This is a genomic window from Campylobacter subantarcticus LMG 24377 (assembly GCF_000816305.1).
Taxonomy (GTDB): domain Bacteria; phylum Campylobacterota; class Campylobacteria; order Campylobacterales; family Campylobacteraceae; genus Campylobacter_D; species Campylobacter_D subantarcticus.
Genome location: NZ_CP007773.1, coordinates 1,209,149 through 1,224,551, shown reverse-complemented (window position 1 = coordinate 1,224,551; position 15,403 = coordinate 1,209,149). Strand labels below are relative to the sequence as shown.

Sequence of the window (15,403 nt, the reverse complement as noted above, 5' to 3'; positions counted from 1 at the left end):
TAAAGCTTTTTTATGGATATATGAGTTAAAATATCTATAACAAAATTTTAATTTTTTTAGGAGTATTAAAATGACAGTAATCAGACTTACAAAAATGGGACGTAAAAAAAGACCATTTTATCGTATAGTTGTAACTGATAGTAGAAAAAGACGCGATGGCAGCTGGATAGAAAGCATTGGATATTATAATCCTATGATTGAGCCTGAAGTGGTAAAATTTGATGCTGAACGTTTAGCTTATTGGAAAAGCGTAGGTGCTAAATTAAGCGATAGAGTAGCAGCTATTACAAGCAAATAAAAATGGTTGAAAATTTTTTAAGAGAATACGCAAAATTAATTGTTGATTTTCCTGAAAAAGTTGATATACAAAAACAAAATTTAGAAAACAATTTTGCTGAAATTATCATTTATGTTGATCCAACTGATACTGGTAAGTTGATCGGAAAAAATGGGAAATTAATCAACGCAATAAAAACAGTTATTATGGCTTATAAAGTTAAAGATGCAACTTCATATCGTATAACGGTAAAAGCTATTGAAGAATGATTTAGTCCAAGTTGCTAAACTTGGGAAAAGTGTTGGTTTGAAAGGTTATGTAAAATTACATAATCTTAGTGATTTTTATGAGCAATTTAAAGCAGGTGCTAAATTTTTTGATGGTAATCAAAAAATTTACACCATAAAAGCTTTTGATAAAACTAGATCTTTGGTTTTATTTGAAGGCTTTGAGGGTATTGATGCTGCCAAAACCTTAACCAATATTACTCTTTTTCAAACTATTGTAACTACAAAAGAAACTTGTAAGTTAAAAAAAGATGAGTATTTTTATTTTGATATTATAGGCTGTGAAATTTTTGAAAATGAACAAAAATTAGGTGTAGTTGAAGATATTTTAGAAAATGGAGCAGGGTTTTTATTTTGTATAAAATGCGATGAAAAACTACAGACGAAGGTTAAAAACTTTTATATTCCTTATATTGATAAATATATTCAAAAAGTTGATGTAGAAAATAAAAAAATATTCACACAATCTGCTTTAGATATTTTAGAAAATTCATGAAATATACTTTTGTAAGTTTATTCCCAGAGCTTATTGAGCCTTATTTTAAAGCTTCTATTTTGGCAAGAGCAAAAGAAAAGGAGATATTAGAATTTGCTTTTGTTAATCCTAGAAATTTTACCACAAATAAGCACTTTAAAGTAGATGATTATAAAATAGGAGGAGGTGCAGGGCTTTTGCTACAAGCTCAACCTTTGTATGATTGCTTAATGCATATTAAAAAGCAAGATAAAAATGTTCATTTTGTTTTTCTCTTGCCTTGTGCTAAGATTTTTAAGCAAACTGATGCTAAAAGATTAAGCAAGAAAGATCATATTTGTTTTGTATGTAGTAGATATGAGGGCTTGGATGAGCGCATTGTGGAAGAATTTGCTAATGAGATATTTTCTATAGGTGATTTTATACTTACAGGCGGAGAGTTAGCGTCTTTGGTAATGTGTGATGCTATTAGCAGAAATATTCAAGATGTTCTTGGAAATAGTGAAAGTTTAAGTGAAGAAAGTTTTGAAAATGACTTATTAGAAGCCCCGTCATTTTCTAAGCCATTTGTTTTTGAAAAGGAAAATAAAAAATTTTATGTACCTTCAGAGTTTTTAAAGGGAAATCACGCTAAAATCACAGCTTTAAAAACTACTTTGGCGTCTTGCAAAACGAAATATTTTCGTCCTGATTTGTATCAAAAGCATGAACGCAAATTTTAAGGAATATCATTATGAAAAATAAATACATTGAGCAATTTGAGCAAAAACAAATTGAAGGTAAAAATGTTCCAGAATTTCGTGCTGGAGATACTTTAAGACTTGCTATTCGCATTAAAGAAGGTGATAAAACGAGAATTCAAAATTTTGAAGGTATTTGTATAGCACGTAGAGGAAATGGTGTAGACGAAACTTTCATCGTACGCAAAATCGGCGCTAACAATGTAGGCGTTGAAAGAATTTTCCCTATATATAGTGAAAGTTTAGAAAGTATTACTGTATTAAGAAGAGGTCGTGTACGCCGTGCTAGATTATTCTACCTAAGAGATAGAAGAGGTAAGGCTGCTCGTATTAAAGAACTTAAAAAATAAAAGTGAAATTTAGAACTCAAATATATGAAGTAATTTCTTGGGAACAAGAAATTCAAAATGGCATAAATATAACTAAGAAAATAGAAAATGCTTATGCTAAAGAAGTATGCATAACTATGTCAAAAGATAGCTTTATGAAAGATCATAAAGCACCTTTTGATATTACTATACAAGTATTAAAAGGTTCTATTGATTTTGGAGTTTTAAACCAAAAAATTCTACTTAAAACATTAGATAGTATAACCCTAAAAGCTCATGAAGTCCATAATCTTTTAGCACTAGAAGATTCTATAGTGCGCTTAACTTTATATAAGCAAGATAGTCTTGAACGTGTTGAAAGTGTTTTAAAATCTTAATTTAAGGCTCATTTTGTATAATTTTAGCTTACTAAAATGAGGAAGTTAAGCTATGAAATGGACTAAAGATTCTTGGAAAAATTATAAAATTCAACAACAACCACAATATCCTGATGAAAATGAATTGCAAGATGTTGTTAAAAAATTAGAAAAATTACCACCACTTGTTTTTGCAGGTGAGGTGGATAAATTAAAAAAATCTCTTGCTAAGGTTGTAAATTCTCAAGCATTTTTACTCCAAGGAGGAGATTGTGCTGAGAGTTTTGTAAATTTTGGTGCTGATAATATAAGAGATATGTTTAAAGTTATGCTTCAAATGGCTATAGTGCTTACTTTTGCAGGGTCTTGTCCTATCGTTAAAGTAGGGCGTGTTGCAGGGCAGTTTGCAAAACCAAGGAGTAGTGATTTTGAAGAAGTAGATGGAGTAAAACTTCCAAGTTATCGTGGGGATATTATCAATGGTTTTGAATTTAATGAAAAATCAAGAATAACTAATCCTAAAAGAATGCTAGAAGCATATTATCAAAGTGCTACAACTTTAAATTTATTAAGAGCTTTTTCAAGAGGTGGTTTGGCGGATTTAAGAGTAGTACATAAGTGGAATTTGGGTTTTTTAAAAAAGGCAGAGCTTGGGAGAAAATATGATGAACTTAGTGAAAAAATCACTCAGGCCTTAGCCTTTATGCAAGCTTGTGGCATCACCGATACTCCAAATCTTTCTCAAACAGCCTTTTATACTTCTCATGAAGCCTTGCTTTTACCTTATGAAGAAGCTTTAACTAGAGTAGATAGTTTAAGCGGGGAAATTTATGATTGTTCAGCACATATGCTTTGGATAGGTGAGCGTACTAGAAAAGCAGATGAAGCACATGTGCATTTTTTAAGTGGAGTAAAAAATCCACTCGGTGTTAAGCTTAGCGCTAATTATGATTTAGATGAGATTAAAAAGTTAGTAAGTATTTTAAATCCGCATAATGAAGCAGGAAGGTTAAATTTCATCATTCGTATGGGATGTGATAAGATAGAAAATGCCTTGCCAAAATTATTTAAAGAGTTAAAACAAGAAGGATTTAATATACTTTATAGCATAGATCCTATGCATGCAAATACAGTTAAATCAGGTAATTTTAAAACAAGAGAATTTGATAAAATCATCCAAGAAGTGCGTGCATTTTTTGAAATAGCTATGAGTGAGGGAGTGTATCCTGGTGGGGTGCATTTAGAAATGACAGGGCAAAATGTAACAGAGTGTGTAGGAGGCTCTTTAAATATCACTCAAGAAGAACTTTCTAAACGTTATGAAACACAATGTGATCCAAGATTAAATGCTGATCAAGCTTTAGAATTAGCATTTATCATAGCAGACTTAGTTAAAAAGGCAAGAAAATGTTGAAATTTTATGGTATTAAAAATTGTAATAGTGTTAAAAAAGCTATGGATTATTTAAATTCTAAGCAAATTGAATTTGAATTTTTAGACATTAAAAAACTAGATGAAAAAACTTTAGATTTTTGGCTTAGTAAAAGAAGTGTTTTGGAGCTTGTAAATACAGTAGGTATGAGTGCTAGAAAAATAGGCTTAAGTAAAGAAAAACTCCAAAATTTAAACCAAGGTGAAATTAAAGCGATGATTTTACAAAGCCCAACACTCATAAAACGCCCATTAATTATAAAAGATGATAAAGTATTTATAGCTAAAGAATATGAGAATTTTTAAAATGCTAGAGTTTTACTCTAGCATTTAGGAGTTTCTCAAAAAATATTTTTTTAGAATTTGTATTTGAAGCCTACTTGACCACTTACATAAGTTTCATTTTTACCATCTGTTTTACCAGCTAGTATTTGTTTGGCTCCAACGCCTGCGTTTAGGCTAAATTGCTCGTTAATATCTACATTACCACCTATAATGATTTGTCCATAGGTTTTTTTCTTGTCATCGCTTTTTACACTAGGCAATGCTACTCCATTTAAACTCGCTACATAATCATCTCCATTATTCATTACATATTGTTCTATTTTTGGAGTGATAAATAAATATGATTCTTTACTCATATATTTTCTAAATTCAGCACCAAGTTCTAATGAGATAGAATTGTTGCTAGCACTACTCACATCTTTTCCCGCAATTCCATTTTCTTTGTAGCTTGGAGTGTGTGCATAGTAGTAGTTTGCTCCAGCGAAAGGTTTGATAAATAAAGTATTGTCGCTAAAATCAAAAACATACCCCATATTAGCACTCAAACCAAAGAATTTTCTGTTAAAATCAGCACTATTAGTAGTGTTGAATCCTCTATTTATAATATCTTGATCTGTTGGAGAAATTTGAGCATATGCTTTAACATTAACTTCTACTTTTGGACTTATATAGATATTAGAATAAGCACCAAATTGGAAATTATCTGATTTTTGGGTTAAAAGATTATCTTTTATTTTTGCATTTGCATAAGTAAAATAAGCACCAATAATAACATCATCGTTAATTTTTCTATCCATACCTATAGTAGCTCCATATAAAGCACCACTATCTCCATCTATGATGTTTGCACCACCTATAACATTACCCCAAATGCTGTTATTATAATTATCAACATAATTTCCTCTATAATCATTAGTAGCAAATCTTATTTGAGATAATTTTGTGGCATAATTTCCATAAGGATTATTTAACATAGCTACACGAGAACCTATAGATACATCATTTGATATATTGATAGTCGAGTTTATACCTGATGAGGCTTGATTTACATTTGAAATGGACTTTGCTGAATCTTTTATATCATTTGTCACTTGTTCTCCGACTTTATCAAATTTAATACTACCTATTGCGTTAAAATCTTTACCGAGTGCAAGTCCATCTAAAATTTTAGAAACAAAATCTTTATTAGAAACTGAAACACTAGAATCATTTTTAACATAATCATCGTTAGATATTGTTCCACTTGGTGCATTGTTAATCATTTCTTGAATTTGTTTTATTTGCTCATCAATTTTTGCAATAGCTTCTTTAATTTTTTCTTTATTAGCACCTTCATCATTTTGTGCTTTTTCTAAATCTGTTTTAACTAATGTTAAATATTTTTTATCGCTTTCTAAGACTTTTTTATTATCTAATACATTTTCATTTGCTCCACCATTGATTAAAAGCTTATTATCTTTAGTAGAAAGTTTATAATCAACAAAGTCTTTTACATCCATAGCTCTTATAACTTCATAATCAAGCCCTAAGTCTTTATTGCTCATACCTACAATGCTTTCAAAACTTTTACTTATATTTGCACTAGCTTTGTTTGAGCTTGTTATATCTTCGTTAAATCCACCACTTGCACTCATGAAAACATAATTATTTAAAGCTAAATTACCAAAACTTGTTGTTCCGATGGAAAAATTTGAATTTGTGATATTTGCTTTACCATTTACTTGTATATGATTTTGACTTTTATTACCACCTATAGTAAATAGAGTAGATTGATCTGCTGTAAAATTTCCATTTACTTCAAGAGAGCCTTGTAGGCCATGTCCATCGCCGATTAAAATAGCTGAAGATTTTATATCATCTAAAACACCTTCTGTAGGATTAGATGAACCTTTTATACTAAAATCTCCATTAATGATAGATTTTCCATTTGTGCTTTGAAATATTACATCTATAGCTTCAGTTTTTTTAGCATTGATGGTATAATTTGTTACATAGGTAGAAATATCTCCATGTGAAATATTTTTAATAGTAAGATCGTTAGAACCTAAATTAATATTCACTGTCGCAAGATCTTCATAGCCTTCTTTTGCTATGCTGTTAGGTAGATCTGTATTGTTGATATTTATGGTTAAATTGCCATTAGTATAATCATTTTTTAAAGTAAAATGTTGCCCATCATTTGTTTCAAAATGTTGTTCCATACTACCATCGCCATCAGCAATAGTAATTTCTTGAGCTAAAGCAGCACCGCTTAATAAAGCACTAATGCTAACTCCCATTAAAACTTTACTTGTGTAATAAGAAAGTTTCATTTGATTACTCCTTGTAAATTTAAATTGAAAAAAGCATTATACCCCCCCCCATAAATTTAAGTTTAAAGTAAATGAAAAAAATATAAATATTAGATTATTGCAAAGTAAGAAAGTTTTTAAGTAGCTTTTTGCCATTTTGACTTAGTATGGCTTCAGGGTGGAATTGAACTCCATAAATATCGTATTTTTTATGTTTTAAAGCCATGATGATATTATCTTCACTATGGGCTAAAATTTCACATTTTTTACCTATATGATTAACATAAAGAGAGTGATATAAACAAATTTTAAAATTTTGTTTAAGATTTTTAAAAAGTGGGTTTGGTTTAAATTTTATAGTTTTTACCTTACCATGAGTTGGGTTTGGAAGTTTAGAAATTTTACCACCAAAAACATGTGCTATACATTGGTGTCCTAGACAAATTCCAAGTATTTTTTTATCTTTTTTAAAATATTTTATAGCTTTTAAGCTTAACTTTGATTCTTTTGGAGAATTTGGTCCAGGGGAGATTAAAAGATGGGTAAAATCATATTTTTTAAGCTTTTTTGGATTTTTAAATTTATCGTTTTTAATGATTTTATAAGTAATGTTTAATTCTTTTAAATAAAAGGCTACGGTGTAGGTAAAAGAATCATAATTATCTATAATCAAAACTTTCACAAAAATACCTTTTTTAAGCCTCTTAAAGAATTAATAGCATAAATTTCTTTAGCATTTAAAAGCTCATCTTTAGTGATATCTTTTTCTTTGATGAGCTTGTGTTTTAAGAGTGTTTGTCTATAAATACCATTTAGGCAGTTTTTAGCATAAGGGGTAAAATACTCATCATTTAAATTTATGATAATGTTGGTTCTTGAACCCTCACAAAGCAAACCTTTTTCATCAAAAAAAACTATATCATAGCAAATATTTTCTTTCCATAGATGAGAATTTGCTTCATATAAACTACGCAGAGAAGTTTTATGGTGTGTTAAAAGATTTACTTTTATGATGTCTTTACTTATGAGTAGTTTTTTGCTCGAATTTTCTTGTATATTGCTAAAATCAAACTCATAAAGGCCATTTTTAAAAAGTTTTAATTTAATAGCTTTTGAGTTTTTTTGAGTAAAATTGCTTTTTGTAAAAAAATAATGATGATTGAAAACAAAATTGTTAAAATTTTGTAATGATTTAAAATGGAATTTTTTATCTTTACTCTCTAGTATATTTTTAAAATCATGTATTAATTTTTTAGTATCAAAGCCAAAAAATTTAGCTGAGTTTAAAATTCTTGCTAAATGTTCCTTGAAGAATAAAATAGCATGATCTTTATAATACATTGTTTCAAATAAATAAAAGTTAGGTTCTAAAATTTTACTTTTTAGTTTTAATTCTTCAAATTCATCTTGCTTTTGTGAGTCCCACACAAGTCCGCTTCCTACACCATATCTTAAAAAATCATCATTATTTTTTTTCTCTAAAGTGCGTATGGCTACGCTAAATTTTGCTTCGTTTTTATGGATCAAACCTATCGTTCCGCAATAAATCCCGCGTTTTCTTTGCTCTAAATTTTCTATGAGTTTAATAGTTTCTATTTTGGGTGCACCTGTGATAGATCCACATGGAAAAAGGGCTTTGAAAATTTTAAAATAATCATTTTTTGGCTTTAATTTCCCACTTATTTTTGAAATGAGTTGGTGTAAGGTAGGGTAGGTTTTAACCTTAAAAAGTTTGCATTTTAAAGAATGCTTTTTGATGAGTTTTGAAATATCATTGCGTAATAAATCAACTATCATTACATTTTCACTAATAGTTTTTTCATCGCATTTTAAAAAGTTTTTTAGATTTTCATCTTCTTTTGGATTATTTGAGCGTTTGATTGTACCTTTCATGGGTTTTGTGATGATTTTTTTATTTTTGATTTTAAAAAAAAGTTCAGGTGAAAAAGAAGCTAGTTCTAAAAATTCATTTTTCATATAAGCTTTATAAGGGGTATTTTGCTTAGGATAAAGGCTTAAAAAACTCTCATATAAACTAAGATTTGATTGCAAATGTAATTCTTGAGTAAGATTAACTTGATAACTTTGTCCTTTAGCTATGGCATCTTTGACTTTGTCAAAGTTTTCAAAATACTTTTCTTGATTTAAATTGGATGAAAAGTTTGGGTAAAAGTCTAATTTTTTTTCTTCATTTTTAAATATTTTTCTTGTTTTAAAAGCAAAAAAATATAAAAAAGGCTCTTTGCTTTTATAGTTTTTATCTTCTAGATATTTATAAAATTCGTATTGAATATAACCTAAAAAATAATATTGATTTTTATATTTTTTTATGATTTTAAAAGCTTTCTTGCTTTCTTTTTGAGTGTGAGCTTTAAGAATGAAGGCAAGATCATCATAAAGGTATTTTCCAAAGATAGCAAATGCCATTTAAAATCTTTGATTTAGAAAAATAAGAATACACATATTTTTACTCTAAATTACTAGGTTAAAAAGCTTTTGACGAGATTTTGTATAAGTAAATTCCATCCATCTACTAAAACAAAAATAAGCAATTTAAAAGGCATGGAAATCATAACAGGTGGCAACATCATCATACCCATAGCCATTAATACCGAGCTTACTACCATATCAATAACTAAAAATGGTAAGAAAAGCAAAAAGCCTATTTCAAAAGCAGTTTTGAGCTCACTTATCATAAAGGCTGGTACTAGAACCGTTAAAGGAACATCATCTATGGTTTTTGGATTTTCTAAATTTCTGATCCTATAAAAAAGTGCTAAGTCTTTTTCTCTAGTGTTTTTTAGCATAAAATCCTTAAAAGGTTTAACGCCTTTAGCAAAGGCTTCTTCATAGCCGATTTGTTCAGCGATATATGGTTTTATGCCTTCGTTGTATGATTTTGTAGCAACTGGCTCCATAATAAAAAAAGTTAAAATCAAAGCTAGGGTTACCAAGATAGTGTTAGGTGGCATAGTTTGAGTACCAAGAGCAGTTCTTAAAAAAGAAAACACCACTATAAGTCTTAAAAATGAAGTCATTACAAAAATGATTGTTGGCGCAAGTGCAAGTATGGTCAAAACTATGACTATGTTCAGGGTTGTTACAAGTTGTTGAGGGCTGCTTGGTGCGCTAAGACTTAAATTTACAGTTGGTATGGTTGCTTCAGCACCTAAAAGAATTAAGTTTGATAAAAATAAAACAAGTAAAGCCCTCAAAATATTTCCTTAGCTAAAATTAAAAGCACTATTTTAGCAATTTTACTCTTAAAAATGCAATTTATATGATTGAATTAATGGTTTATTTTAAAATGCTAGAGTTTTTGCTCTAGCATTTAAGGAGTTTCTCGAAAGATTTTTAGAATTTGTATTTAAAACCTACTTGACCACTTACATAAGTTTCATTTTTACCATCTGTTTTACCAGCTAGTATTTGTTTGGCTCCAACACCTGCGTTTAGGCTAAATTGCTCGTTAATATCTACATTACCACCTATAATGATTTGTCCATAGGTTTTTTTCTTGTCATTACCTTTGATGATGAAATTTGAATTTGATCCAACAAATCCAGCTACATAATCATCTCCATTATTCATTACATATTGTTCTATTTTTGGAGTGATAAATAAATATGATGTTTCACTCATATATTTTCTAAATTCAGCACCAAGTTCTAAAGATATGGAATTATTTGTCATGCTTTGAACATCTTTTGCAAACATACCACTTTCTTTATAACTTGGAGTGTGTGTATAATAGTAGTTTATACCAGCAAAAGGCTTGATGAATAATGATGATGAATTTGGATTAAAAATTCTACCAGCATTAGCACTTAAACCAAAAAATTTACTATCAAAATTAGCATTACTAGAATCACTTAACATCATTACACTTTGATCTGTTGGAGAAATTTGCCCATAAGCTCTTAAATTGATTTCCCATTGATCGTTTGGATTAATTAAAGAATAAATACCAAATTGGTAATTATCTGATTTTTGTTCCATAATACCATCTTTGATAGTTGAATCAGCATAGGTAAAATAAAAACCAAGCAAAGCACTATCGTTGATTTTTCTATCAGCACCTAGTGTAAATCCATATAAAGCGCCACTATCTCCATCTATGATATTTGCACCGCCAAAAACATTACCCCAAAAGCTATTATTAAATGAAGAATTTCCATAATAATTATAAACATCATTAGCTAGTGCTGCTATATGGGTTGTAGCAAATTTTTCCACTAAAGCTTTATCTTGATAAGGATTTGAAAGTTTTGCTATTCTTGTTCCAATTGCTAGGTCATTTGCCACGCCTATAGATGAATTAACAGAAGAATTTTGAGCATTATTTACTATAGCTTTTGCACTTGCTTTTGTATTTGTGGTAAGTGTGTTTAGATTTTTTCCTGTGGTATCTAGAGTGAGTGCTGCGACAGCGTCATTGCTAAGTTTAGAATCTAAAATATTATTTAGCATATTTACAGCTAAATTTTTATTTTCTAAGCTAACATCTTTCATATTTTCAACTAAATCACTACCATCAAATTTTCCACCATTATCTTTTATATCTTGGATTTGTTGTTCTAATTTTTGAATTTGTTCTTGAAGTTCTTTTTCTGCTTGTGCTATGGCTTCAAGCATAGCATCATCGCCAATATATCCTGGTTTTTGGTAGGTTCCAAATCCAGAATTTTCTAAATTTTCATTTCTTTTAATATCTTCTTTTATATGATTAAAGCTATCTAAAGCTTCTTTTCTAATATCAATTTCATATTTTAATATTTTTTGTAAATCTCTTACATTTTTATTAGCACCACCGCTAATTAAAAGACTTTTGCCATCATTAGAAACACTAAGTTTATAATCTGTAAATTGAGCCAAATCAGTATCTTCAAAAAATACATTTTTTGGTAGTAAATTGCTTGTTTCAAGCATGCTTGTTATATCTTTAGTATATAGTGCAGTTACTATGTTTTCATCTATATTTTCATTAAAGCTACCTGTTGTTTTTATAGCTACATAGTTGTTTATACCTAAATTTGAAACACTATTTGTGCTTATGCCTATAGCTGAATCTTTTATATTTACATCTCCATCTACAGAGATCAAGCCACCTTTTTTATTTGCATCATATATACCAATAAAAGAATTATTTACATTTAAATTTCCTTGTATGCTCATATAGCCATCTTTTTCGCCATATCCATTTCATACTTCTAAAAGAGGTCTATCAAGTTCTTCATTATGTATATTATCATTTGTTATAGGTGAGCTACCATTAAGCGTAACATTTCCTTTTATATTAAAAGCTTTATTTGCTTCTAAGGTAGCTCTATCAGAATTTAAAATGATTTCTTTTGCTTCTAAATTAACACTATATAAATCATATTTTGCTTCATTAGTTGAAGTGCTACCCACATCTATCCAATTATCTTTATCTCCAATAGTTAAAATACCACTTGTTTTGATATTAAATTCTTTTATAGGTTTATCATGATTTTCTCCACCATAATATGCTTGAATGCTTCCAGGTTGTATTTTTAATTCTATATTTTCTTTAGAATCTAAACTCCAAATTCCATCTTTATAGTTAAAAAAATCAGAAAAATTTCCATAAACTATCTCTTTTGCTAAAGCAGCACTGCTTAATAAAGCACTAATGCTAACTCCCATTAAAACTTTACTTGTGTAATAAGAAAGTTTCATTTGATTACTCCTTGTAAATTTAAATTGAAAAAAGCATTATACCCCCCCCCATAAATTTAAGTTTAAAGTAAATGAAAATCTGTAAAAAACAAATAACAATCAGTAAGAATTTTTACTTTAGCTTGTTAAAATAAGCAATAATTTTTAAAACAAAGGTAAATTATGAAAATTTCTGTGCTTATTTTAGCTGCTGGCCTTGGCACGCGTATGAAATCACAAAATCCAAAAGTGCTTCAAAAAATTTGCTCAAAAGCAATGATTTTACATATTTTAAAACAAGCATATAAAATTAGTGATGATGTATGTGTGGTGCTTTCTCATCAAAAAGAAAAGGTTGAACAAGTTGTTTTAGAGCATTTTCTAAATACACGCTTTTTAGAACAAGACTTGCAAAATTTTCCAGGCACTGCAGGGGCTTTAAGGGGTTATGAGAGTAAGCATGAAAAAGTATTAATTTTATGTGGTGATATGCCTTTAGTTAAAGCAGATGATTTGGAAAAAATAGCTTTAAATGAGAGTGATTTTAATGTGGCAGTTTTTAAGGCAAAAGATCCAAAAAGTTATGGAAGAATAGTTTTAAAAGAAAATAAAATTCAAAAAATAGTAGAAACAAAAGATGCAAGTAAAGAAGAACTTGCTATAAATATTTGCAATAGTGGTGTTTATGCTATAAAAGCACAAATTTTAAAAGAAGTGTTGCCTTTGATAAAAAATGATAATAAAGCTAAAGAGTATTATTTAACCGATGCGGTTTATTTAGCAAAAGAAAAGGGCTATGAAATCGATGCGGTGTTTGTAAATGAGCAAGATTTTATGGGGGTAAATGATAAAATTGAGCTTTGCCTAGCTCAAGATCTTATGCAAGAAGCGATTAAAAAAGAATGGATGAAGCAAGGAGTGATTTTTCACATGCCTGCGACGACTTTTATTTCAGATGAAGTTGAGTTTGTAGGTGAGTGTGAAGTGTATGAAAATGTGCGTATAGAGGGAAAATCAAAAATCATTAATTCTATCATCAAAAGTTCAAGTGTGATTGAAGATAGTATAGTAGAAAATAGCGATGTAGGACCTTTAGCACATTTGCGTCCAAAATGCCAGCTTAAAAATACCCATATAGGAAATTTCGTAGAATGTAAAAATGCTTTATTAAATGGAGTTAAAGCAGGGCATTTGAGTTATTTAGGGGATTGTGAGATAGATGAGGGAACTAATATAGGTTGTGGTACTATCACTTGTAATTATGATGGGGTTAAAAAGCATAAGACCAAAATAGGTAAAAATGTTTTTGTGGGTTCAGATACGCAATTTATCGCTCCGGTTGAGATAAAAGATGAGGTAATCATCGCAGCAGGAAGCACCGTGTGTAAGGATGTAGAAAAAGGCTCTTTGTATATTAATAGAGCAAAGACGCAAATTATAGAAGATTTTTACTATAAAAAACTAGGTAAAAAATGAAAACAATCTTACTAGCAGTAAGTGGAAGCATAGCCTTTTATAAAGCTTATGAGCTTATTTCTTTATTAAAAAAAGAAGGTTTTAGGGTTAAAGTTTTACTAAGTTTGGGAGTTTTAAAATTTGGCACTAAGCTTAGCTTTGAAGCTTTAGCGGATGAAATTTTATGTGAAGATAATGAAAGTTGGCAAAATACTAATAATCATATAGCTTTTAGCAAGACTTGCGATTGTGTGCTTTTTGCGCCTGCTAGTATAAATTCTATTAATAAATTAAACTATGGTATAGCAGATAATTTATTTATTCAAACTTTAATAGCAGTAGATAAAAATAAACCATTTTTAATCGCACCCGCTGCAAATACAAACATGTATTTACATTTTAGCACTCAAAATTCTTTAAAAAATTTAAAAGAGCAAGGTTATATTATCATTGATCCTATAGTTAAAACTCTAGCTTGTAAAGATGAGGGCTTAGGAGCTTTGGCTGAGCTTGATAGTATTATAAATGTTTTAAAAAGAAGTCTAATGCAAGAAGATTTTTTTAAAAATAAAAGTTTTATTGTAAGCGGTGGCGGGACTAAAGAAAAAATTGATGATGTAAGATGTATTAGTAATTTTTCAAGTGGAAAAATGGCAAAGGCGGTTGCTGATGCTTTATATTTTTTAGGTGCTAAGGTGGTGCTAGTTAGCTCAGTAGGGTTTAAAACACCTTATAAATTAGAAAAATTTGAATCTTCTTTAGAACTAAAAGAAAAATTGCAAAAATACAAAGATTTTGATGCTTTAATTATGGCTGCTGCTGTGAGTGATTTTACTCTTGAGGCTTATAAGGGTAAGATTAAGAAAAATGAGCATTTAAATGGACTTGATTTAAAATTAAAGCTGAATGAAGACATCTTAAAAAATTTAGATTTTAAAGGCAAAAAAATAGGCTTTAAAATGGAATTTGATGAGCAAAATGCTTTAGAAAATGCTAAAAAAACTTTAATTAGTAAAAATTTAGATATGGTGTGTTTAAATGTCTTAAATGAGCAAATGAGCTTTGGAAGTGATGAAAATAGCATTTGCTTTATTACTAAAGATAATATTTCTCAAAGTTTTAAACAAAGCAAAGAAAAACTTGGCTTTATTTTAGCGCAAGAATTAAGGAAGCTTTGGTGAATATCATTAATTCAACCTTGCCTGTAAGAATGCAAATTTTAGAAAAACGTGCATATAATCGCTATGTATTGCTTTTAAACACTAAAAAGCTTGAAACAAAAAGTATGATAGAACTTGAAGTAGGGGAGGAGTATTTAGCTGAAGTTTATGAAGATAAAGGTGTAATTTCTTTTAAAAATCTTTTGAAAAAGCCTAAAATTAGACTTTTTGAAGAAGGAGTTGAGCTTATAGAAAAACTTTTGCAAGAAGGCGATGAAAAAGCTTGGTATAAAAAATTCATTATTCAAAGACTTATGGAAAGTAAAAGCGCGTATGAGTTTGAAATTTACAAGGAAATGTTTTTTGCGTTTTTTGAAGGAATTTATCATATACCTTTTGTTTATAAGGGGAATAGGGCTTTGCTTGAAGCTAAGAAAAATGGAAATATTTTAGAGGTATATTTGTATTTTGAAATTTTTGGTGCTTTAAAAATTATAATTGATAATGGTAAAATCACACGCATACAAACACCTTTTACTAAAGTAGCACATTTTTTAAACGAGTATTTTAAATTTGAAGTAGTTAGTACGCTTAATCCTATGTTTGTTTTTAAAAGATTGATGGATATAAAGGGATAG

The 15,403-nt window shown here is 29.1% G+C and carries 17 protein-coding genes; 11 read left to right on the top strand and 6 right to left on the bottom strand.

Translation table 11 applies throughout. The annotated features are described in order from the left end of the window. Window positions 1–70: 70 nt before the first annotated feature. The 8 genes from rpsP to CSUB8523_RS06325 are packed head-to-tail and all read left to right on the top strand — an operon-like array spanning window position 71 to window position 4,201. Window positions 71–298: a 30S ribosomal protein S16 gene (gene rpsP / locus CSUB8523_RS06360; protein ID WP_039664191.1), complete on the top strand. Its 228-nt coding sequence runs from the start codon at window positions 71–73 to the stop codon at window positions 296–298. Window positions 299–300: 2 nt separating this feature from the next. Further along, on the top strand, window positions 301–546 hold the full coding sequence (locus CSUB8523_RS06355; RefSeq protein ID WP_043019956.1) for a KH domain-containing protein: 246 nt from the start codon (window positions 301–303) through the stop codon (window positions 544–546). Beyond that, window positions 536–1,060, top strand: a complete 525-nt coding sequence (gene rimM / locus CSUB8523_RS06350; RefSeq protein ID WP_043019955.1) for a ribosome maturation factor RimM — start codon at window positions 536–538, stop codon at window positions 1,058–1,060. The genes CSUB8523_RS06355 and rimM overlap by 11 nt, the downstream gene beginning before the upstream one ends. After that, window positions 1,057–1,761, top strand: coding sequence for a tRNA (guanosine(37)-N1)-methyltransferase TrmD (gene trmD / locus CSUB8523_RS06345; protein ID WP_043019954.1), 705 nt, complete (start codon window positions 1,057–1,059; stop codon window positions 1,759–1,761). The genes rimM and trmD overlap by 4 nt, the downstream gene beginning before the upstream one ends. An 11-nt stretch (window positions 1,762–1,772) precedes the next feature. After that, the gene (rplS, locus tag CSUB8523_RS06340; protein WP_012661698.1) at window positions 1,773–2,129 is read left to right on the top strand and encodes a 50S ribosomal protein L19; all 357 of its coding nucleotides are present in this window, start codon (window positions 1,773–1,775) and stop codon (window positions 2,127–2,129) included. A 2-nt stretch (window positions 2,130–2,131) separates the two neighbouring features. Continuing rightward, a complete protein-coding gene (locus tag CSUB8523_RS06335) occupies window positions 2,132–2,485 on the top strand; it encodes a cupin domain-containing protein (protein ID WP_039664188.1) in 354 nt (117 codons plus the stop codon). A gap of 52 nt (window positions 2,486–2,537) precedes the next feature. Next, window positions 2,538–3,878: a class II 3-deoxy-7-phosphoheptulonate synthase gene (locus tag CSUB8523_RS06330; RefSeq protein ID WP_043019953.1), complete on the top strand. Its 1,341-nt coding sequence runs from the start codon at window positions 2,538–2,540 to the stop codon at window positions 3,876–3,878. Next, complete coding sequence (locus CSUB8523_RS06325) at window positions 3,875–4,201, top strand: ArsC/Spx/MgsR family protein (protein WP_043020414.1); 327 nt, start codon at window positions 3,875–3,877, stop codon at window positions 4,199–4,201. The genes CSUB8523_RS06330 and CSUB8523_RS06325 overlap by 4 nt, the downstream gene beginning before the upstream one ends. A gap of 50 nt (window positions 4,202–4,251) precedes the next feature. Here the strand turns inward: CSUB8523_RS06325 and CSUB8523_RS06320 are convergent, their stop codons facing one another. The 6 genes from CSUB8523_RS06320 to CSUB8523_RS09825 all read right to left on the bottom strand — a co-directional run bounded on the left by CSUB8523_RS06320 (window position 4,252) and on the right by CSUB8523_RS09825 (window position 12,171). After that, on the bottom strand, window positions 4,252–6,492 hold the full coding sequence (locus CSUB8523_RS06320; RefSeq protein WP_043019952.1) for an autotransporter domain protein: 2,241 nt from the start codon (window positions 6,490–6,492) through the stop codon (window positions 4,252–4,254). A gap of 94 nt (window positions 6,493–6,586) precedes the next feature. Continuing rightward, window positions 6,587–7,153: an anthranilate synthase component II gene (locus CSUB8523_RS06315; protein ID WP_039664185.1), complete on the bottom strand. Its 567-nt coding sequence runs from the start codon at window positions 7,151–7,153 to the stop codon at window positions 6,587–6,589. Beyond that, complete coding sequence (locus CSUB8523_RS06310; protein WP_043019951.1) at window positions 7,150–8,898, bottom strand: aminodeoxychorismate synthase, component I (aminotransferase-4 domain-containing); 1,749 nt, start codon at window positions 8,896–8,898, stop codon at window positions 7,150–7,152. The genes CSUB8523_RS06315 and CSUB8523_RS06310 overlap by 4 nt, the downstream gene beginning before the upstream one ends. A 53-nt stretch (window positions 8,899–8,951) precedes the next feature. Further along, on the bottom strand, window positions 8,952–9,686 hold the full coding sequence (gene fliP, locus CSUB8523_RS06305; RefSeq protein ID WP_039664183.1) for a flagellar type III secretion system pore protein FliP: 735 nt from the start codon (window positions 9,684–9,686) through the stop codon (window positions 8,952–8,954). A gap of 139 nt (window positions 9,687–9,825) precedes the next feature. Next, a complete protein-coding gene (locus CSUB8523_RS06300) occupies window positions 9,826–11,646 on the bottom strand; it encodes an autotransporter outer membrane beta-barrel domain-containing protein (protein ID WP_052243685.1) in 1,821 nt (606 codons plus the stop codon). Window positions 11,647–11,673: 27 nt separating this feature from the next. Then, window positions 11,674–12,171: a hypothetical protein gene (locus CSUB8523_RS09825; protein WP_052243684.1), complete on the bottom strand. Its 498-nt coding sequence runs from the start codon at window positions 12,169–12,171 to the stop codon at window positions 11,674–11,676. Window positions 12,172–12,333: 162 nt separating this feature from the next. Here CSUB8523_RS09825 and glmU point away from each other — a divergent pair, with 162 nt between their 5' ends. Genes glmU through CSUB8523_RS06285 form a run of 3 tightly spaced genes read left to right on the top strand, consistent with a single transcriptional unit; the run spans window position 12,334 to window position 15,403 of the window. Further along, window positions 12,334–13,626, top strand: a complete 1,293-nt coding sequence (gene glmU, locus CSUB8523_RS06295; RefSeq protein ID WP_043019950.1) for a bifunctional UDP-N-acetylglucosamine diphosphorylase/glucosamine-1-phosphate N-acetyltransferase GlmU — start codon at window positions 12,334–12,336, stop codon at window positions 13,624–13,626. After that, a complete protein-coding gene (gene coaBC, locus CSUB8523_RS06290) occupies window positions 13,623–14,786 on the top strand; it encodes a bifunctional phosphopantothenoylcysteine decarboxylase/phosphopantothenate--cysteine ligase CoaBC (protein WP_043019949.1) in 1,164 nt (387 codons plus the stop codon). Before glmU ends, coaBC begins: the two co-directional genes overlap by 4 nt. Then, on the top strand, window positions 14,783–15,403 hold the full coding sequence (locus tag CSUB8523_RS06285) for a hypothetical protein (RefSeq protein WP_043019948.1): 621 nt from the start codon (window positions 14,783–14,785) through the stop codon (window positions 15,401–15,403). The genes coaBC and CSUB8523_RS06285 overlap by 4 nt, the downstream gene beginning before the upstream one ends.

Coding starts and splice junctions, on each gene's coding strand:
- rpsP (WP_039664191.1), top strand. CDS start 71: ATGACAGTAATCAGACTTACAAAAATGGGACGTAAAAAAAGACCATTT.
- CSUB8523_RS06320 (WP_043019952.1), bottom strand. CDS start 6,492: ATGAAACTTTCTTATTACACAAGTAAAGTTTTAATGGGAGTTAGCATT.
- trmD (WP_043019954.1), top strand. CDS start 1,057: ATGAAATATACTTTTGTAAGTTTATTCCCAGAGCTTATTGAGCCTTAT.
- coaBC (WP_043019949.1), top strand. CDS start 13,623: ATGAAAACAATCTTACTAGCAGTAAGTGGAAGCATAGCCTTTTATAAA.
- CSUB8523_RS06310 (WP_043019951.1), bottom strand. CDS start 8,898: ATGGCATTTGCTATCTTTGGAAAATACCTTTATGATGATCTTGCCTTC.
- CSUB8523_RS06330 (WP_043019953.1), top strand. CDS start 2,538: ATGAAATGGACTAAAGATTCTTGGAAAAATTATAAAATTCAACAACAA.
- CSUB8523_RS06300 (WP_052243685.1), bottom strand. CDS start 11,646: ATGAGCATACAAGGAAATTTAAATGTAAATAATTCTTTTATTGGTATA.
- glmU (WP_043019950.1), top strand. CDS start 12,334: ATGAAAATTTCTGTGCTTATTTTAGCTGCTGGCCTTGGCACGCGTATG.
- rplS (WP_012661698.1), top strand. CDS start 1,773: ATGAAAAATAAATACATTGAGCAATTTGAGCAAAAACAAATTGAAGGT.
- CSUB8523_RS09825 (WP_052243684.1), bottom strand. CDS start 12,171: ATGAAACTTTCTTATTACACAAGTAAAGTTTTAATGGGAGTTAGCATT.
- CSUB8523_RS06355 (WP_043019956.1), top strand. CDS start 301: ATGGTTGAAAATTTTTTAAGAGAATACGCAAAATTAATTGTTGATTTT.